The 18,428-nt window shown below is 59.0% G+C and carries 15 protein-coding genes; 4 read left to right on the forward strand and 11 right to left on the reverse strand.

The features are described from left to right. Nucleotides 1-109 precede the first annotated feature (109 nt). Nucleotides 110-2,317, forward strand: coding sequence for an alpha-xenorhabdolysin family binary toxin subunit A (locus CAF90_RS18635; RefSeq protein WP_256578889.1), 2,208 nt, complete (start codon nt 110-112; stop codon nt 2,315-2,317). 21 nt (nt 2,318-2,338) lie between these two features. Beyond that, nucleotides 2,339-3,241, forward strand: a complete 903-nt coding sequence (locus CAF90_RS18640) for a hypothetical protein (RefSeq protein ID WP_256578445.1) — start codon at nt 2,339-2,341, stop codon at nt 3,239-3,241. A gap of 43 nt (nt 3,242-3,284) precedes the next feature. On the opposite strand, the gene CAF90_RS18645 is transcribed toward CAF90_RS18640, so the two are convergent. The 5 genes from CAF90_RS18645 to CAF90_RS18665 all read right to left on the reverse strand — a co-directional run bounded on the left by CAF90_RS18645 (nt 3,285) and on the right by CAF90_RS18665 (nt 8,754). After that, the gene (locus tag CAF90_RS18645) at nt 3,285-4,448 is read right to left on the reverse strand and encodes a type III PLP-dependent enzyme (protein ID WP_007953693.1); all 1,164 of its coding nucleotides are present in this window, start codon (nt 4,446-4,448) and stop codon (nt 3,285-3,287) included. An 856-nt stretch (nt 4,449-5,304) separates the two neighbouring features. Next, complete coding sequence (locus tag CAF90_RS18650) at nt 5,305-6,459, reverse strand: betaine/proline/choline family ABC transporter ATP-binding protein (RefSeq protein WP_007953692.1); 1,155 nt, start codon at nt 6,457-6,459, stop codon at nt 5,305-5,307. Continuing rightward, the gene (locus CAF90_RS18655; RefSeq protein WP_007953690.1) at nt 6,456-7,109 is read right to left on the reverse strand and encodes an ABC transporter permease; all 654 of its coding nucleotides are present in this window, start codon (nt 7,107-7,109) and stop codon (nt 6,456-6,458) included. Before CAF90_RS18655 ends, CAF90_RS18650 begins: the two co-directional genes overlap by 4 nt. Nucleotides 7,110-7,122: 13 nt before the next feature. Continuing rightward, complete coding sequence (locus tag CAF90_RS18660; protein WP_085608053.1) at nt 7,123-8,016, reverse strand: glycine betaine ABC transporter substrate-binding protein; 894 nt, start codon at nt 8,014-8,016, stop codon at nt 7,123-7,125. Between the two features lie 21 nt (nt 8,017-8,037). Then, nucleotides 8,038-8,754, reverse strand: a complete 717-nt coding sequence (locus CAF90_RS18665) for an ABC transporter permease (RefSeq protein ID WP_085608054.1) — start codon at nt 8,752-8,754, stop codon at nt 8,038-8,040. A gap of 330 nt (nt 8,755-9,084) precedes the next feature. Here CAF90_RS18665 and CAF90_RS18670 point away from each other — a divergent pair, with 330 nt between their 5' ends. Together CAF90_RS18670 and CAF90_RS18675 are read left to right on the forward strand one after the other, a co-directional pair. Continuing rightward, nucleotides 9,085-10,668, forward strand: a complete 1,584-nt coding sequence (locus CAF90_RS18670) for a peptide chain release factor 3 (protein ID WP_085608055.1) — start codon at nt 9,085-9,087, stop codon at nt 10,666-10,668. Between the two features lie 256 nt (nt 10,669-10,924). Continuing rightward, on the forward strand, nt 10,925-11,185 hold the full coding sequence (locus tag CAF90_RS18675; protein WP_085608056.1) for a hypothetical protein: 261 nt from the start codon (nt 10,925-10,927) through the stop codon (nt 11,183-11,185). Nucleotides 11,186-11,292: 107 nt separating this feature from the next. Here the strand turns inward: CAF90_RS18675 and CAF90_RS18680 are convergent, their stop codons facing one another. From CAF90_RS18680 to CAF90_RS18705, 6 genes are all read right to left on the reverse strand, one after another. Beyond that, the gene (locus CAF90_RS18680) at nt 11,293-12,273 is read right to left on the reverse strand and encodes a peptide ABC transporter ATP-binding protein (RefSeq protein ID WP_007953682.1); all 981 of its coding nucleotides are present in this window, start codon (nt 12,271-12,273) and stop codon (nt 11,293-11,295) included. Then, nucleotides 12,273-13,241: an ABC transporter ATP-binding protein gene (locus tag CAF90_RS18685; RefSeq protein WP_007953667.1), complete on the reverse strand. Its 969-nt coding sequence runs from the start codon at nt 13,239-13,241 to the stop codon at nt 12,273-12,275. Before CAF90_RS18685 ends, CAF90_RS18680 begins: the two co-directional genes overlap by 1 nt. A 10-nt stretch (nt 13,242-13,251) precedes the next feature. After that, the gene (locus CAF90_RS18690; RefSeq protein WP_085608057.1) at nt 13,252-14,178 is read right to left on the reverse strand and encodes an ABC transporter permease subunit; all 927 of its coding nucleotides are present in this window, start codon (nt 14,176-14,178) and stop codon (nt 13,252-13,254) included. Nucleotides 14,179-14,189: 11 nt separating this feature from the next. Then, a complete protein-coding gene (locus CAF90_RS18695; protein ID WP_007953665.1) occupies nt 14,190-15,200 on the reverse strand; it encodes an ABC transporter permease subunit in 1,011 nt (336 codons plus the stop codon). A gap of 73 nt (nt 15,201-15,273) precedes the next feature. Continuing rightward, nucleotides 15,274-16,869 (reverse strand): ABC transporter substrate-binding protein, encoded by a 1,596-nt coding sequence (locus CAF90_RS18700; RefSeq protein ID WP_007953664.1) that lies wholly within the window; start codon nt 16,867-16,869, stop codon nt 15,274-15,276. Between the two features lie 78 nt (nt 16,870-16,947). Beyond that, nucleotides 16,948-18,363, reverse strand: coding sequence for an OprD family porin (locus CAF90_RS18705; RefSeq protein ID WP_007953663.1), 1,416 nt, complete (start codon nt 18,361-18,363; stop codon nt 16,948-16,950). Nucleotides 18,364-18,428 lie beyond the last annotated feature (65 nt).

Raw genomic sequence — 18,428 nt, forward strand, 5'->3', positions numbered from 1 at the left:
TTTTGCGATGTCGGCGCTCAAGTTGAAATGAGTCGAACGATGATGTCGTATCTAAAATGACTTTTATTAAATATCCGAAGAAGACAAGGAGTCTCTTATGGAATTCAGGATGGACAGCAAGATTGTCGAGGCCGCCGCAAAAGCGCCTCGGATGTTTGTAAGTGCTTCGCTCGGCGAGGGTGAAGAATACAATCGGGAAACCGGTATTCAATTAACCAAAGAGCAGATTATCAGCCTGCGCAAGTATGAGGTTCTGGGGCTGTCGCTTCCGGTTCGGCTGGCGGACGTCGTTGCTTATCTGAACTATGGCGCCGGGGATGCAGGGGGCGTTGGTCTCAAGGCAACAGACTTCCTGCGGACATTCACCTACACCTACGACCACGCGAAGCGCTGGTCCCCGCTGCGTGAAAAAATCATGCTCACGGGTACCGATCTGAAGATTTTTGCCGGCAACATCATTCGTACGGGTAAGGGCATCGTAGCAATCTACGATGACCTGAAAGCCTCCAGATACCTGGAAGAATTCGATATCAATACGCCGGAAGAGTATCTGCAGCTGAAGCGCACGATTCCGGGGCTTCCCGACCTGGGCTTGCCGTCCGGCGATGTTCCGGAAATCAAGGCCTACCTCAATGACATGCTGGACAAAGTCATGAAGTGCCACGCGAAGGCCGAGGATGTCAGGTCAGAAATCGACAGTTTCGGCGCTGACATGCGCGAGATCGTGTTGCCGGAAATCAAGCTGCGACTGGAGTTCGTGTCGCGCAATACCTATCAGGCAGACATCCAGGTCCTGCAGGGCGAAATCGATCAGCGCTCGAAAGAAATCGATGAACTGAACAAACAATATGATCAGTTGGTTCAAGAAGCGATCAGGTCGGCAGCGACCCTGAATATCGGTGGTTTGATTCTCGGTATTTATCAGGGAGTCAAGGCTGAAAAGATCCGTAAGGAGCGAAACCGGTTGAAGGCGGAACAACAGACCTCCAACCAGGTAATGGCCAGCAAAAACCAGACGCTGAGTTCCCTGAACAAAGTGCGCGATGATTTGCAGAACCTCAGCTATGTAGCGATCGAGGCTGAAGTCGCTACGCAAAACCTGATGCTGGTATGGAATGCGCTGAGCACCTATATATATGCCTCTGTCAAAGAAGTTGATCTGCTTCAGGAGGCAACGTCCCTGAGGAGGTTCAAGAACCAGATTCTCGGCATTATTGATCCGTGGGAGCAGATCAGGGCGAGTTCCGATCAACTGCTGGGCGTGTTCGCGGCGGCAGATAAAGAGTATGGAAGCAGTTTCACGATGTTCAGGAGTAAAGCAGTGATGTTCTCGCTAAATAATAATCCAGCCGTTTCGGATTTTGATGGCGCTGCGTTACGCGCTTACGCTGCGGCTGTTCAAACAAGTAATGTCACTGCTCAAATGCTGGGCGAACAGTTCAATTATCTGCCGGGTACCGTCCGCACAATGAATGGGCTGACAGTCGCTATCCAGAAAGCCACATTTGAAATTCGTAATCAGGCCCAGACGACAGGGATCAATCTGGAACGTGCGCAGAACAAACTGAAGACAGCTCAAATCGAACTGATCGATTACCCGGAAGACGCGAATGAAATCCACGAGGAAATGGAAAGCGACCTCAAGAATGTTTCGATGAAAGTCGCCGAATACTCGGCCGATTTGAAGATGACCCACAACGGCTTGAGTACCGCCTATGACCGGTCGGCTTCGGCGCAATGGATCGTAACCCTGCAACAGGATCGGGCTTTCACGGAGGCACTGAAGGTAAAGTCTGAAGAAAAAGTCGTCGATTTCGAGAAGCAGATGAAATCGGTGTCTGAAGCGCTTGAGCTGATCGCGAAAGCCGGGGTAGAGAAAATCGGTCAGGAGGCCCGATTGACCCTGGATAACCTGAAAGCCCTGGGGCTGGCGCCACCGCAGGTCCAGATTGCACTGTTCGCCATTGATACCTTGAAAAAAATGATCTCTGGCATCGGTGAGGCCATTTCCTATCTGAACATGCTGGCGGCTTACAACAAGCTCAAGGAAAAAGCGGCTGATCTAAGGGCGCAGTTGAAGAAGCTCATCAACGAGATTGAACAGATCGATGGAAAGATTCAGCTGGTGCGAGTCCTCGACCAACTCGACGACGAGCGCTGGGGATACGTGAATGAGTTCTCGAATCTGGTAACCCGGATTGAGTCTCTCGCCCGGGACTTCAAGCAAGACATGTCGCAGCCGGTCGAGCAGCGAACAGCTGAAGCAATCACCCGAATTGCCGACTTCAGGCAGTACCTGAAAACTGTTCAGCAATAAGGAGTCGAGGCGGTGGACGACATGTCCACCGCTTCCCTGCCACTCATGAAAACACTTGCCTATGAATTCTCCACAGCGCAACGACGCGTGCTGGATCGATACACAAGTTTCCTTGGTTCTCTTCACCCCACCTTCAACAATATTCCTTTGGTGTTTGAGCGTCGCAGAGCCAGCGGTCATCAATTGGCGGTACTGGCCAGTGATTCGCGTTTGAACAACGCCAGTTTCAATGCACGCTACTTGCAGGCGTTCTGGCAGCGCACCGAAGAGGCTCGGCGCCTGTGCAGTACTTACGTCGCGGATCTCGCTACGTTCACCGCCGAAACGCTGGAAATCACCCGCAATACTTCAAGGAACGAGCCTCTCAGTCAGGTGGATTTCAAGTTGTACAGCTTATCCAGGTCGCCGACCTGGAAGTTGTTTCCCCCAACCGATGTCCCGGACCTCGTTCACGAACTGGCGCTTCGTTTTTCCTCGCTGAGGGCGGTGGTTCGCCAATTGAAATACACCATCGCCGAGGTGCATGACGAGTCGTTCGGTCTCAAGTCGGTATTTGGCAGAGCAATGGATCATCGCTCGTGCCAGTGTCATACCCAGCCGACGGTGGTCGAGGAGTTGTTTCGTGAAGTGCGCACGACGCCGGTTTGGGACGTGGCTTATTCGTCAGCGGATCCGCTTGTCAGAGCCGCAGAATACAAAGTTGATATTGCCGGGTTGTTTAGCGGATTGGCTTCCGTGAGTTCGTCCATCAGCGTGTTTCTCGAAGAAACCGGCTTGCGCATCGACGTGCTGTTCAATGACTTATTGAGGGCAGAGCGCGCGTCGAAACTCGGCGAGTTGAATTTCCACCTGGCCGCCACGCAAGAGGGCGCCGATGAATTCATGACAATGCTCAACCATCTTGAGATCTGGCTGCGCAAATAAAAAAGGCCCATGCACGCATGGGCCTTTTCAGTTGAAGCGTCGCTTACACGTAGAACGATTTCAGCGGCGGGAAGCCGTTGAACTCTACGGCGCTGTAACTGGTGGTGTACGCACCGGTCGACAGCCAGTACAGACGATCACCGATCGCCAGGTTCAGCGGCAGGCCGTACTTGTAGTTTTCGTACATGATGTCGGCGCTGTCGCAGGTCGGGCCGGCGATCACGACTTCTTCCATCTCGCCTTTCTTCTCGGTCCAGATCGGGAACTTGATCGCTTCGTCCATGGTTTCGATCAGGCCCGAGAATTTGCCCACATCGGTATAAACCCAACGCTCGACGGCGGTGCGGGATTTACGCGCAACCAGCACCACTTCACTGACCAGGATGCCGGCATTGGCGATCAGCGAACGGCCCGGCTCCAGAATGATTTCCGGCAGGTCATCACCGAAGTCTTCCTTCAGGAAGCGGATGATTTCTTCGGCGTAAGTTTCCAGGCTGTTGGTACGGGTGATGTAGTTGGCCGGGAAGCCACCGCCCATGTTGATCAGCTTGAGGTGGATGCCGTCTTCTTCCTTCAGACGTTCGAAAATCACTTTGACCTTGGCGATCGCCGCGTCCCAGACACTGATGTCGCGCTGTTGCGACCCGACGTGGAACGAGATGCCGTATGGCACCAGGCCCAGGTCGCGGGCGAGGATCAGCAGGTCCATGGCCATGTCGGTCTGGCAGCCAAATTTGCGCGACAGTGGCCAGTCGGCCGTGGTCGAGCCTTCGGTCAGGATGCGCACATAGACTTTGGCGCCCGGTGCGGCCTTGGCGATGTTGCGCAGGTCGGCTTCCGAGTCGGTGGCAAACAGACGCACGCCCTTCTCGTAGAAGTAGCGAATGTCCTTGGATTTCTTGATGGTGTTGCCGTAGCTGATCTGGTCCGCGCTGACGCCACGGCTCAGCACTTTGTCCAGCTCATAGATCGAGGCGATGTCGAAGCTCGAACCTTTCTCTTTGAGCAGGTCGATGATCTCGACGGCCGGGTTGGCCTTGACCGCGTAGTAGACCTTGGCGAATTCGAAACCGGCGCGCAGGTCATCGTAGGCCTGGGCGATCATCGCGGTGTCGATCACCACGAACGGGGTTTCCTGTTTGTCGGCGAACGCCTTCATTTTCTGAAAGGTTTCGCGCGCGAAATAGTCTTCGACCTGGATCGACATGCTGGGAGCTCCTATGGGCAAACTCGTGAAATCAATGGGTGCGAGGGTGTGTCATCAATGAATTCGCGAGTGCGTTGCGCCTGAGCGCGTGCCAGGCAAGGCGCAGGCCGCCGCTAATGGTCGCTCCCTTCGCAAGGCCTGCAACGCAGCATGGCGCGCGCTCAGGCACAACCCGAAGGGCCGGGCCTGCTTTTGCGCAGGGCTGCGTTGCTCGTCCCTTATTTGGAACAACCAAACTGCGGGCCTCGCGCCTTGCCCTGCGCAAAAGCAGACCCGGCGCACTCGTGAATTCATTGATGACACACCCTCCTGAACGCCCTCCGTATCCCCACTTTGGTTCGCCTACTTCCCAAGGCATGTCGCCGAAAGCAAAAAGGCCATGGGAAATGAAGCTTTCTTTCCCTTGGCCTTGCTGTCTCGTCGTCAGTACTTGAGCCGGATGGATCGTTTCCAGCATGGACGTTCGGCGCGAACTTTAGGGCGTGAGGGGCCTGAGATCAACTAAAAATGTCGCGTTTTTGCACGCTTCTGACGTGCGTCGCGGATATCACTCTTTGTAGCCGACCGAGATGACGGTCAGATGTTCCGCAATAATTTTCAGGTGTTAAAAATACCTGCACGTTCGACGCTGATGTGTGCCAAGTCTCAGATAAGTACGATCACTTCAACATCGGCGACGTTGGCGGCGAGAAGGGGAGGTGAGGGGGAAGTTGCCGGTCAAGGCTGATATCTTCGGACGGATTCAGCCTTCTGATGTGTTGATATTTCTTGCCGGCTCATCGTCGGCAAAAAAATCACGACTTTCAGGTTCCGGCGGTCGAAAAAAAGGGCTGTCGAACAGCCCTTTTGCTTTTGATCAGGCCACCGCCTCGGCTGGCGACACAATATTGGTCTTCATTCCGCGTGAACGACCCGAACTCAGGTACGCCGCAATCGACTCTTGCGTGACCTCGCCGAGGAACACTCGCTCGGCATCCATCACCGGCAACCATGCCCGATTGAACTCGTACATGCGCGACAACAGAATGCGCAAATGCTCGTCGTACGCCGCCGTGGCGTTGAACTCGCGCAGGAATTGCGCACAGGTGCCGGTCTGACGATGCAGGTCACGACGGCGCACATAACCCAGTGCCTTGTTCTCAGCGTCAGTCACCACGACATAACGGCGGTCATGCTCGTCCATCAACTCCAGCGCATCGGCCACCGGGGTTTCCGGGCTCACCGACGGCGCGTTGTCCGCGGCGTCTTCGGCTTTTACCAGCAACAGGCGTTTGAGGGTGCTGTCCTGGCCGACGAAGTTGCTGACAAAATCGTCCGCCGGATGGGCGAGCAGGGTGTCCGGATGGTCGATCTGCAACAGTTTGCCGGCGCGGAAGATTGCGATCTTGTCGCCCAGCTTGATCGCTTCGTCGATGTCGTGGCTGACCATGATCACGGTCTTGTTCAGCGCACGCTGCATCTCGAAGAATTCGTTCTGGATCATCTCGCGGTTGATCGGGTCGACCGCGCCGAACGGCTCGTCCATCAGCAGCAGCGGTGCATCTGCCGCCAGCGCGCGGATCACGCCGATCCGTTGCTGCTGGCCGCCGGACAGTTCACGCGGGTAACGATGCAGATACTGCTTGGGTTCAAGCTTGATCATGCTCATCAGTTCGCGGGCGCGGTCGTGGCATTTCTGTTTGTCCCAGCCGAGCAGTTTCGGCACCACGACGATGTTTTCTTCGATGGTCATGTTCGGGAACAGACCGATCTGCTGGATCACGTAACCGATGTTGCGGCGCAGGGTCACTTCGTCGAGGTCGGTGGTGTCTTCGCCGTTGATCAGGATCTTGCCCGAGGTCGGCTTGATCAGGCGGTTGATCATTTTCAGCGTGGTGCTTTTGCCGCAACCCGATGGCCCGAGGAACACACAGATTTCGCCTTCATTGACGGTCAGGCTTACCGAGTCCACGGCTTTCACATCTTTGCCGTTGCTTTGGAAGGTCTTGCTGAGGTTTTGAAGTTCGATCATTTGAGGAGTCCTTTTGGAGTCAGCGAACGTTGCAGCCACTGCAAAATGAGGTCGGCGAAGATCGCCAGAAGACTGACCAGCAGCGCGCCGACAATGAGCATCGACATGTCACTGCGGCTGATGGAGGCGAGGATCAGCACACCGAGGCCGCCGGCGCCGATGGTCGCGGCGATGGTCATCACGCCGATGTTCATCACCACGGCGGTGCGCACGCCGGCGAGGATCACCGGCACTGCAATCGGCAACTCGACCATGCGCAGGCGCTGGCCGAAGGTCATGCCGATGCCGCGTGCGGCTTCACGGATGCCCGGTTCGACGCCGGTCAGGGCGAGGTAGGTGTTACGCATGATCGGCAGCAGTGAATAAAGGAACACGGCGGTGATCGCCGGCATCGGGCCGAGGCCCTGGCCGAATTTCGAGTAGAACGGCAGCAGCAGGCCGAACAGCGCAATCGACGGCACGGTCAGCAGCACCGTGGCACTGGCCTGCAAGGGACCGGCGAGGCTCGGGAAGCGCGTCATCAGGATGCCCAGCGGCACGCCGATGAGAATCGCCAGGCTGACGGCAATGCCGACCAGCGTGATGTGCTGCCAGGTCAGGTGCATCACCTGCTGCCAGTCGAGGTGGGAAAAGGCGTTCAAAAATTCCATGACTTTTCCTCCTTTAATTCAGTGGATGCTGGCGCAGGAAATCGGCAGCGACTTTCGACGGGCTTTCGTGATCGACATCGACCCGCGCGTTGAGCTGGCGCATGGTTTCGTCGTCGAACAGTTCGGCCAGTGGCTTGAGTTGCTCCGCCAGTTGCGGGTGCGCGTCGAGATAGGCCTGACGCACCACCGGCGCGGCGGTGTAGTCCGGGAAGTAATGCTTGTCGTCTTGCAGCAGCTTCAGCCCGAACGCGTTGAGGCGACCGTCGGTGGTGTAGACCAGACCGGCAAACACCTGACCGTTGCGCAGGGCGGTGTAGACCAAACCTGCGTCCATCTGCCGGATGTTCTTGCGGGTCAGGTTCATGTCGTAGAGCTTGACCATGCCGTCCAGGCCGTCGGAGCGGTTGGCGAACTCGGTGTCCAGCGCCACCAGGTGATTGGTCTTGGCTTCAGCCTTCAGCACGTCGTTCAACTGGCTGATGTTGCTGATCTGCGGATATTCCTCGGCCACTTTTTTCGGCAGGGCGAGGGCGTAGGTGTTGCTGAATTTCGACGGTGTGAGCCAGACCAGGCCTTTTTTCGCGTCGAGTTCTTTCACCCGGGCGTAGGACTGTTCGCTGTCGAGTTTTTCAGTGACATGGTTGTAGGCCACCAGCGACACGCCGGTGTATTCCCAGAGCATGTCCAGCTGCCCGCTTTCGTGGGCGCTGCGGGCCAGGTTGCTGCCCAGACCGCCGGTGATTTGCGCGTCGTAGCCTTTGCTGCGCAGGTATTGCGCGGTAATTTCCGCGAGCAGGGTCTGCTCGGTGAACACCCGGGCGCCGAGACGAATGAGCGGCTTTTCCGCCGCCTGGGCCAATCCTGCGAAAAGCAGGGCGCAGCCTAAGATCAAGCTAAGTCGTTTCATGTTCATTCCTTCGCAAAAGCCTTAAGACGGGCGCAAACCGCGTTCCAGCCAGAGGCGGCTGGCGAGGGTGACCACGCCATCGAGCAGCAGGGCCAGCAGCGCGGTGCACGCGGCGCCGAGCAGCAGTTGCGGCTGATTGTTCAGGGCGATGCCGGGGAAAATCAGGCTGCCGAGGCTGTTGGCGCCGATCAGGAAGGCCAGCGGCGCCGTACCGACGTTGATCGCCAGCGCCACCCGCACACCGCCGACGATGATCGGCACGGCGTTGGGCAATTCGACTTTCCACAGCACCTGACGCGGGGTCATGCCGATGCCGACGGCGGCTTCTTTCAGCGAACCCTGGACGTTTTTCAGGCCTTCATAGGTGTTGCGCACAATCGGCAAAAGCGAGGCGAGGAACAAAGCGAAGATCGCCGGACCGCTGCCGATGCCGAGAATCCCCAGGGCAATTGCGAGCACGGCCAGCGGCGGCACAGTGTTGCCGATGTTGAAGATCTGCATGAAGCGTTCGGCGCGGCCGACCATGGTCGGACGGCTCAGGAAGATACCGGCGGGAATGCCCACGACCAGGGCGGCCAGCATTGAAGCGAGGACGAGAATCAGATGAGCTTGCAGGTAAAACAACAAATCGTCGCGGTAGTGTTCGATCGTGTTGATGCCGATCCAGTGGACCAGCAGGGCCAGGAGCGCGATCACCACCGCACCTCCCAACAGCCCTTTGCCATAGCGGATAGCCACAGGCGGACTCCTTTTTTTTAGTCGGCGAGCGCTGCTCCGTGTGGCAAGGCCATTCCTGGCTGCCGAAGTCAGCGTTCGCGAGAAGCAGCTTTTTTTCAGCCCGGCAAAAGCGGTCTGAAAGCGAGCCATGAGCGCAGCCTCGTCAGGCTAACTTGCTGATTTTTCAGCCCCTGACGAATTGTCGTAACAGGGGATGGACGTCTCCGTGCTTTAAAAGGTTCCCATCTGAGGCAGCATTTGGCCACCCTTAATGTGCTCAACGGTTCGGTTATTGAATCGAGTTGGGCTATAATCGCCGCCCTTTTTTGAATCACCGCCAGGCGATTTCCCATGACCAGACAGGCCGCCGAAGTCGCGAAACGCCGCACTTTCGCCATTATTTCCCACCCCGATGCCGGTAAAACCACCATCACCGAAAAGCTCTTGCTGATGGGCAAGGCGATTGCCGTGGCCGGTACGGTGAAATCCCGTAAATCCGACCGCCACGCGACATCCGACTGGATGGAGATGGAAAAGCAGCGGGGCATCTCGATTACAACGTCGGTCATGCAGTTCCCGTATCGCGAACACATGATCAACCTGCTCGACACCCCGGGCCACGAAGACTTCTCCGAAGATACCTATCGCACCCTGACGGCGGTGGACTCGGCATTGATGGTTCTCGACGGCGGTAAAGGTGTTGAGCCACGTACCATCGCGCTGATGGACGTCTGCCGTCTGCGTGATACGCCGATCGTCAGCTTCATCAACAAACTCGACCGTGACATCCGCGACCCGATCGAACTGCTCGACGAAATCGAAGCCGTCTTGAAGATCAAGGCTGCGCCGATCACCTGGCCGATCGGTTGCTACCGCGACTTCAAGGGCGTGTACCACCTGGCCGACGACTACATCATTGTCTACACCGCCGGTCACGGTCACGAACGCACCGAAACCAAGATCATCGAGAAGCTCGATTCCGATGAAGCCCGCGCCCACCTGGGTGACGAGTACGACCGATTCCTCGAGCAGCTGGAACTGGTGCAGGGCGCCTGCCACGAGTTCAACCAGCAGGAATTCATCGACGGTCAACTGACTCCGGTGTTCTTCGGTACGGCACTGGGCAACTTCGGTGTCGATCACGTACTCGACGCCGTGGTCGACTGGGCCCCGCGCCCGCTGCCGCGCGTAGCCAACGAGCGCACCGTGGAGCCGGTGGAAGAGAAGTTCTCGGGCTTCATCTTCAAGATCCAGGCGAACATGGACCCGAAACACCGCGACCGCATCGCCTTCATGCGTATCTGCTCCGGCAAGTACGAGAAAGGCATGAAGATGCGCCACGTACGTACCGGCAAGGACGTGCGCATCGGCGACGCCCTGACGTTCTTCTCCTCCGAGCGTGAACAGCTGGAAGAGGCGTACGCCGGCGACATCATCGGTCTGCACAACCACGGCACGATCCAGATCGGCGACACCTTCAGCGAAGGCGAAACCCTGGGCTTCACCGGTATCCCGCACTTCGCCCCGGAGCTGTTCCGCCGCGTACGCCTGCGCGATCCGCTGAAATCCAAGCAACTGCGCCAGGGCCTGCAACAGCTGGCCGAAGAAGGCGCGACCCAGGTGTTCTTCCCGGAGCGCAGCAACGACATCATCCTCGGCGCCGTCGGTGTGCTGCAGTTCGATGTGGTCGCCAGCCGCCTGAAAGAGGAATACAAGGTCGAGTGCTCCTACGAGCCGATCACCGTGTACTCCGCGCGCTGGATCGAATGCAGCGACAAGAAGAAGCTCGAGGAATTCTCCAACAAGGCCGTGGAAAACCTGGCACTGGACGGCGGCGGTCACCTGACCTACCTCGCGCCAACCCGGGTCAACCTGGCCCTGATGGAAGAGCGCTGGCCGGACGTGAAATTCCGTGCGACCCGTGAGCATCACTAAGCATTGAGCTGTTCCCTCCAAAGCCCCCGTTGCGTAAGCCTCGGGGGCTTTTTAGTGGCTGCTCATCAAGCGCTCCAGATAGACGACCTCGCTTAGCCGATCCGGTTATGAGCGTTATTCGAAAGCGGTCTGTCCACGCATGGCATTTCCGGGCATTGGTTAGCGTCCTATCTGGTGAACCCGGCGGATCGGAACTAGATTTCAATCAGCGTCAGGTCAGCATGAATTTCTCACCTGGAACAGGATGGACTCGGCTATGAAAAACAGGTTGCTACGCGTTTTGCTGCTGTTGAAAGTGATGGTGATGCTGTCCCTCGGCACCGCGACGGCCTGGGCCGAGTGCGAGGATCACGATACCCAGGCCTCCAGCGGGCAGGTGGGGCACAGCGCGCTGATGCTGGCCAAGTCCGAATCCGAGCCCGGCGATCAGGGCCAGGGTGGCAGCGCCGACGATGACGATTCGACCACCGATGAGCCGGACTCCGACGATGCGGACGAAGGCGACAGCCAGACGTAGATTCCGGGCAAAAGAAAACCCCTTCTTTCCCGATCGATGCGCAATCGGGGCAGAAGGGGTTTGGTCAACTCATCAACAACCCGCCCCGGGAAACGGGGCGGGTTTTTTCATGCCGCGCCGTCGAGGAACTGCTCGGCGTAGTGGCACGCGACCTGACGCGTATCGAGCTGGCGCAGGGCCGGCTCTTCGCTGCTGCAACGCGCGGTGGCGTACGGGCAGCGCTTGTGGAACGCGCAGCCAGGCGGCGGGTTCAGCGGGTTGGGCAGCTCGCCGACGATCTTGATTTTCGGCTTGTCCGGATCCGGATGGATGGTCGGAGTCGCCGACAGCAGCGCCTGGGTGTACGGGTGCAGAGGACGGGCGTAGATGTCGTGCTTCGGACCGATTTCTACCGGGCGACCGAGGTACATCACCATCACGTCATCCGCCACGTGCTGCACCACCGCCAGGTTGTGCGAGATGAACACGTAACCGGTGTTGAACTCCTGCTGCATGTCCATGAACAGGTTCAGCACCTGCGCCTGGATCGACACGTCCAGTGCGGAAGTAGGTTCGTCCGCCACCAGCACTTTCGGTTGCAACATCATGGCGCGGGCCAGCGCGATACGCTGACGCTGACCGCCGGAGAACATGTGCGGATAACGCTGGTAGTGCTCGGGACGCAAGCCGACCTGCTTCATCATCGCCTGGACTTTCTCGCGACGCTCGGCGGCCGACAGGTTGGTGTTGATCAACAGCGGTTCGGCCAGTTGATCGCCGATTTTCTGCCGTGGGTTCAACGAAGCGTACGGGCTCTGGAACACCATCTGCACGTCTTTGCGCAGTTGTTTGCGCTGAGCCTTGTCGGCGCCGGCCACTTCCTGGCCTGCGATTTTCAGGGAACCGGACGATGGCTCCTCGATCAGGGTCAGGGCGCGGGCGAGGGTGGATTTGCCGCAGCCCGATTCACCGACGACGGCGAGGGTCTTGCCGGCTTCCAGCTCGAACGACACGCCGTTCAGGGCGCGTACGGTCGCATGGCCCTTGAACAGGCCACGGGAGACTTCGTAGTGACGGGTCAGGTCGCGGGCGGTAAGTACGACGGCCATTACGCCACCTCCTGGTTCAACGGATAGAAGCAGCGGGCGAGGCTGTTGCTTTTCGGGTCAAGGGTCGGACGCTGCGCGCGGCAGCTGTCCTGCACGTACGGGCAGCGCGGCGACAGCAGACAGCCTTGCGGGCGGTCGTAACGGCCGGGAACGATGCCCGGCAGAGTGGCCAGACGCTCGGCACCCTGGCTGTGTTCCGGAATCGCCTTGAGCAGCGCTTCGCTGTACGGGTGGGCCGGGATGTCGAACAGTTGCGGCACCTGACCGACTTCAACGGCTTGACCTGCGTACATCACGCACACGCGCTGGGCGGTTTCGGCCACGACGGCGAGGTCGTGGGTGATCAGCACCAGGCCCATGTTCTGCTCTTTCTGCAACGCCAGCAGCAGGTCCATGATCTGTGCCTGAATCGTCACGTCGAGTGCAGTGGTCGGCTCGTCCGCGATCAGCAGTTTCGGTTCGCCGGCAATCGCCATGGCAATCGCCACACGCTGGCTCATGCCGCCGGACAGTTGGTGCGGGTAGGCGTCCATACGGCTGGCGGCGCCCGGGATTTCGACTTTTTCCAGCAGTTCGATTGCACGCTTGCGCGCTTGCTTGCCGGACATTTTCAGGTGCAGGCGCAGCACTTCTTCGATCTGGAAGCCGACGGTGTAGCTCGGGTTCAGCGCGGTCATCGGGTCCTGGAACACCATCGCCAGGTCTTTGCCGACGATCTGCCGACGCTGGCGGTTGTTCAGCTTGAGCATGTTCTTGCCGTCGAAGCTCAGCGAGTCGGCGGTGACGATCCCCGGGTGCTCGATCAGGCCCATCAGCGCCATCATGGTCACGGACTTGCCGGAACCCGACTCGCCCACGATCGCCAGAACTTCGCCCTTGTCGACTTTCAGGTCGAGGCCGTCGACGACCGGGGTGGCGTTCTTGTCGCCGAAGCGAACGTTGAGATTCTTGATTTCTAACAGTGACATGGGAATCTCCTCAGGCGGCGTTCTTGAGTTTCGGGTCCAGCGCATCGCGCAGGCCGTCGCCCATCAAGTTGATTGCCAGCACGCTGAGCAAAATGGTCAAACCAGGCAGACTCACCACCCACCAGGCGCGTTCGATGTAGTCGCGGGCCGAAGCCAGCATGGTGCCCCACTCAGGGGTTGGCGGCTGGACGCCGAGGCCGAGGAAGCCCAGGGCGGCGGCATCGAGGATCGCCGAGGAGAAGCTCAGGGTCGCCTGAACGATCAGCGGTGCCATGCAGTTCGGCAGCACGGTGATGAACATCAGGCGCGGCAGACCGGCACCGGCCAGGCGCGCGGCGGTCACGTAGTCGCGGTTCAGCTCACCCATCACGGCGGCACGGGTCAGACGCACGTAGGACGGCAGCGAAACCACGGCAATCGCGATCACGGTGTTGATCAGGCCAGGGCCGAGGATGGCGACGATCGCCACGGCCAGCAGCAGCGATGGCAGGGCCAGCATGATGTCCATCAGACGCATGATGGTCGGGCCGACCATTTTCGGGAAGAAACCGGCAAACAGACCCAGCAGGATCCCCGGGATCAGCGACATCACCACCGACGACAGACCGATCAGCAGCGACAGGCGCGAACCCTGGATCAGACGCGACAGCAGGTCGCGACCCAGTTCATCGGTGCCGAGCAGGAATTGCATCTGCCCGCCTTCGAGCCACGCCGGCGGCGTCAGCAGGAAGTCGCGGTATTGCTCGCTCGGGTTATGCGGGGCGACCCACGGCGCGAAGATCGCGCAGAAAATTACCAGCAGCATGAACAGCAGGCCGGCGACGGCGCCCTTGTTCTTGGCGAAAGCCTGCCAGAACTCTTTGTACGGTGACGGGTACAGCAGACTTTGATCCACGGCGGTGGCGGCGGTGACTACTGAGGAAGTTGGAGTGCTCATGGGTATTGACCTCAGCGCTGATGACGGATGCGTGGGTTGGCAAAGCCGTAGAGGATATCCACCACGAAGTTGACCAGAATCACCAGGCAGGCGATTAACAGGATGCCGTTTTGCACAACCGGGTAGTCCCGGGCGCCAATGGCTTCGATCAGCCATTTACCGATGCCGGGCCAGGAGAAGATGGTTTCGGTCAGGACCGCACCGGCCAGCAGGGTGCCGACTTGCAGGCCGACCACGGTCAGTACCGGGATCAGCGCGTTGCGCAGGCCGTGTACGAACACCACGCGCGACGGCGACAGGCCTTTGGCCTTGGCGGTGCGGATGTAGTCTTCACGCAGTACTTCGAGCATCGACGACCGGGTCATCCGCGCGATCACCGCCAGCGGGATGGTGCCGAGCACGATGGCCGGCAGGATCAGGTGGTGCAGGGCATCGAGGAACGCGCCCATGTCATCGGCCAGCAGGGTGTCGATCAGCATGAAGCCGGTGCGCGGCTCGATGTCGTAAAGCAGGTCGATCCGCCCGGACACCGGGGTCCAGCCCAGGCTCACCGAGAAGAACATGATGAGGATCAGGCCCCACCAGAAGATCGGCATCGAATAACCCGCGAGGGAGATGCCCATCACCCCGTGGTCGAACAGGGATCCTCGCTTGAGTGCCGCGATCACCCCGGCCAGAAGGCCCAGGATGCCGGCGAACAGCAGGGCGGCCATGGACAGTTCCAGGGTCGCCGGGAAGAGGGAGGTGAACTCGGTCCATACGCTCTCACGGGTGCGCAGGGATTCGCCGAGGTCGCCATGGGCCAGTTTGCCGATGTAGTCCAGGTACTGGGCGTACAGCGGTTTGTTCAGACCGAGGCGTTCCATTGCCTGAGCGTGCATTTCGGGGTCGACCCGACGTTCGCCCATCATCACTTCCACGGGGTCGCCGGGAATCATGCGAATCAACGCGAAAGTCAGCAAGGTGATGCCGAAAAACGTGGGGATCAATAACCCCAGTCGGCGGGCAATAAAACTAAACATCGTGTGTGGTACCTCATCAGCCGGTTAGGCGTGCCCGGCGACCCTGGGGTCAGGGGCGCCGGGAGTTTCTTATCTACTTCACCTGGGTGGTGGCGAAGTTATTGGTTGTCAGAGGGCTGATGTGATAACCCTCTACGTTGTTGCGCATTGCGGTGAACATGCGGGTGTGGGCCATGCTGATCCACGGTTGGTCCTGATTGAAGATGACTTGCGCTTCTTCATACAGTTTGGCGCGTTCGGCCGGATCTACTTTAGCCCGTGCTTCGTCGAGCAGGGCCTGGAATTTCTCGTTGCACCAGCGAGCGTAGTTTTCGCCGTTCTTGGCGGCTTCGCAACTGAGCATAGGCGTCAGGAAGTTATCCGGGTCGCCGTTGTCGCCCGCCCATCCGGCCGAAACCATGTCGTGTTCGCCGGCCTTGGCGCGTTTAAGCATCTCGCCCCATTCCATGACGCGGATGTCGATCTTGATCCCGACTTTCGCCAGGTCAGCCTGCATCATCTGCGCGCCGAGCATCGGGTTCGGGTTGGTCGGGCCGCCGCCGTTGCGGGTAAACAGGGTAAACACGGTGCCTTCCGGTACGCCGGCTTCCTTGAGCAGCTTGCGGGCGGCGTCGAGGTCACGTGGCGGGTTCTTCAGGTCGTGGTTGTAGCCCAGCAGGGTCGGCGGGTACGGGTTGACCGCGACCGAGGCGTTGCCTTTGCCGAACAGGGCGTTGACGTAGGCTTCCTTGTCGAAGGCGATGTCGATCGCTTTGCGCACCCGCACGTCGCTGATGTACTTGTGCGTGGTGTTCATGGCGATGTACGAGACGGTCATTGCGTCCATTTCATCGACTTTCAGGTTGCTGTCTTTCTTGATGCTCGGGATGTCATCCGGTTTCGGATACAACGCGATCTGGCACTCATTGGCCTTGAGCTTCTGCAAACGCACGTTGTTGTCGGTGGCTATCGCCAGGATCAGCGCGTCAGCTGGCGCCTTGCCACGGAAGTAGTCCGGGTTGGCCTTGAAGCGTACCTGGGCGTCCTTGGCGTAACGCTGGAAGATGAACGGGCCGGTGCCGACCGGTTTGTTGTTCAGGTCGCCGGTCTTGTTGGCCTTGAGCAACTGGTCGGCGTATTCGGCCGGGTAGATCGAGGAGAACGCCATGGCGATGTCGGCCAGGAACGGAGCTTCGCGACGGGTCAGGGTGAACTTGACGGTATTGTCGTCGACTTTCTCGACGCTTTTCAGCAGTTCCTTGAAGCCCATGCTTTCAAAGTACGGGAAGCCCACGCTCGACAGCTTGTGCCACGGGTGATTCGGGTCCAGCTGACGCTGGAAACTCCAGACCACGTCGTCGGCATTCATGTCGCGGGTCGGCTTGAAATATTCGGTGGTGTGAAACTTGACGCCTTTGCGCAGGTGGAACGTGTAGGTCAGGCCGTCTTCGCTGATGTCCCAGGACTCGGCCAGCGCCGGAATCACTTCGGTGGTGCCGGGCTTGAAGTCCGCCAGACGGTTGAAGATGGTTTCGGCCACCGCGTCGGCAGTGACTGCAGTCGTGTACTGGACCATATCGAAGCCTTCCGGGCTGGCTTCGGTGCAGACCACCAAGGGTTTGGCCGAGACGCCGACAGCGACACTCAGCAACGCAGCCGCGATGGCCGCACGTAGGGGAAGCATTTTCATCAAGAACCCTCTGCAATCGGTTGAAGACAAAAAGCCGAACGGCCGACTCGTCACTGAGTCAGCCGTCGGCTGGCGTTTTTACAGGATGTTGAATGGAACGGTGGTTACGAGACGGAACTCGTTGATGCTGCCGTCAGCCTGGTTCTCGCTCGCACGGTGCGCGGTGTAGGTCGCACGAACGGTGGTGGCTTTCAGAGGACCGCTCTGTACCGCATAAGCGGCACCGATGCCGTATTCATAGTGGTGCTCGCCGTCCATCGACTGCACGCCGTCGTAGCCGCCACCCTTGTAGTGAGTGCCGTCGATGCCCCAGCCGCGGGCCTGGTAGATGTTGAACTTCAGGCCTGGCACGCCGTATTCGGCCATGTTCAGACCGTAGGCCACCTGGAAGGATTTCTCGTTCGGGCCGTTGAAGTCCGACAGCAGGGAGTTGGCCAGGTAGATACCGTTGGTTTCGTGCAGGTAGTCGAAGTACTCGTTACCGTTCACTTCCTGGTAGGAGAAGGTCAGGGTGTGAGCCTGGTGGGTCAGACCGAACGACAGGGAGTAGGTATCGTTGTCGATTTCACCCAGTTTTTTCTTACCTTCGTCCACGGTCTTGTAGTAGTTCAGACCGGTGGTCAGAGCCAGAACCGAGCTGTCACCCAGCACGTGGGTGGCGCCGAAGTAGTACTGGTTCCACAGGTCTTCGGCCTGGGTGCCCCACAGGCTGGTGGTCAGGCTGGCGAACGGCTGGTACGAGATGCCGCCGGTGTGGACGTGGTCGGCTTCGGCATCGATCGCGCCGTATTCGGAGCGGAACTTGCTCAGGCTTTCTTCGGTACGCGGCGAAACGCGGTCGAACGAGGCCAGGTCGAAGGACAGGTTGTTCAGCTCTTCGCTGTGGATCGCAACACCTTCGAAGCTCGATGGCAGCGGACGGTTGCCGATCACGTCGACCTGCGGGCTGCTGAAGTTCATGCGGCCGGCGGTCAGGGTGGTGTTGGAGATGCGCGCCTTGACGTTGGCCAAGCCGACTTTGCTCCACTGGCCCTGGGCTTCGCCGCCTTCACGGGTCAGGGTACGGTTGTTGCCCGCGCCTGGACGGGTGCCCGGTGCGCCACCGTTGTTGGACGCCAGGTTCTCGCGATCACGCTCCAGCGCGATGGCATTGTACGCCGCCACTTCGGTGCTGAAACCGACGGTGCCTTCGGTGAAGCCCGAGTTGTACTTGACGATGGTGCCTTGCACCCAGTTGATACGGCGGTCGGTCGGGGTGGCCACGCCATCCTTGCGATAGGTGAACTTGCCGCCGCGTTTCAGTTGTTCGTTGGCGTACCAGTTACGGGTCGAGCCGCTGATCGACTGACCTTCGAGGAAGCCGGTGGCTTCAGCCTGGGCGCTCTTCTCGTTGACGGTCACCGGGGTGAACGCCTGGCTTTGGGTTTCCGCGTAAGCCGTGGCGGTGATGCTGCTGATGGCCAAGGCCAATATCGCGGTATTGCTCAGTTTCATGGGTGAAGCTCCTTTACTTTCTTTTTATGCCGGCTTTTTTGGGTTGGCCGGTTATTGGTTTAGAA

The sequence above is a fragment of the Pseudomonas sp. B37(2017) genome (genome assembly GCF_002112885.1).
GTDB classification, from domain to species: Bacteria; Pseudomonadota; Gammaproteobacteria; order Pseudomonadales; family Pseudomonadaceae; genus Aquipseudomonas; species Aquipseudomonas paraglycinae.

Coding starts and splice junctions, on each gene's coding strand:
- CAF90_RS18635 (WP_256578889.1), top strand. CDS start 110: ATGGACAGCAAGATTGTCGAGGCCGCCGCAAAAGCGCCTCGGATGTTT.
- CAF90_RS18640 (WP_256578445.1), top strand. CDS start 2,339: ATGTCCACCGCTTCCCTGCCACTCATGAAAACACTTGCCTATGAATTC.
- CAF90_RS18645 (WP_007953693.1), bottom strand. CDS start 4,448: ATGTCGATCCAGGTCGAAGACTATTTCGCGCGCGAAACCTTTCAGAAA.
- CAF90_RS18650 (WP_007953692.1), bottom strand. CDS start 6,459: ATGATCGAACTTCAAAACCTCAGCAAGACCTTCCAAAGCAACGGCAAA.
- CAF90_RS18655 (WP_007953690.1), bottom strand. CDS start 7,109: ATGGAATTTTTGAACGCCTTTTCCCACCTCGACTGGCAGCAGGTGATG.
- CAF90_RS18660 (WP_085608053.1), bottom strand. CDS start 8,016: ATGAAACGACTTAGCTTGATCTTAGGCTGCGCCCTGCTTTTCGCAGGA.
- CAF90_RS18670 (WP_085608055.1), top strand. CDS start 9,085: ATGACCAGACAGGCCGCCGAAGTCGCGAAACGCCGCACTTTCGCCATT.
- CAF90_RS18675 (WP_085608056.1), top strand. CDS start 10,925: ATGAAAAACAGGTTGCTACGCGTTTTGCTGCTGTTGAAAGTGATGGTG.
- CAF90_RS18680 (WP_007953682.1), bottom strand. CDS start 12,273: ATGGCCGTCGTACTTACCGCCCGCGACCTGACCCGTCACTACGAAGTC.
- CAF90_RS18685 (WP_007953667.1), bottom strand. CDS start 13,241: ATGTCACTGTTAGAAATCAAGAATCTCAACGTTCGCTTCGGCGACAAG.
- CAF90_RS18690 (WP_085608057.1), bottom strand. CDS start 14,178: ATGAGCACTCCAACTTCCTCAGTAGTCACCGCCGCCACCGCCGTGGAT.
- CAF90_RS18695 (WP_007953665.1), bottom strand. CDS start 15,200: ATGTTTAGTTTTATTGCCCGCCGACTGGGGTTATTGATCCCCACGTTT.
- CAF90_RS18700 (WP_007953664.1), bottom strand. CDS start 16,869: ATGAAAATGCTTCCCCTACGTGCGGCCATCGCGGCTGCGTTGCTGAGT.
- CAF90_RS18705 (WP_007953663.1), bottom strand. CDS start 18,363: ATGAAACTGAGCAATACCGCGATATTGGCCTTGGCCATCAGCAGCATC.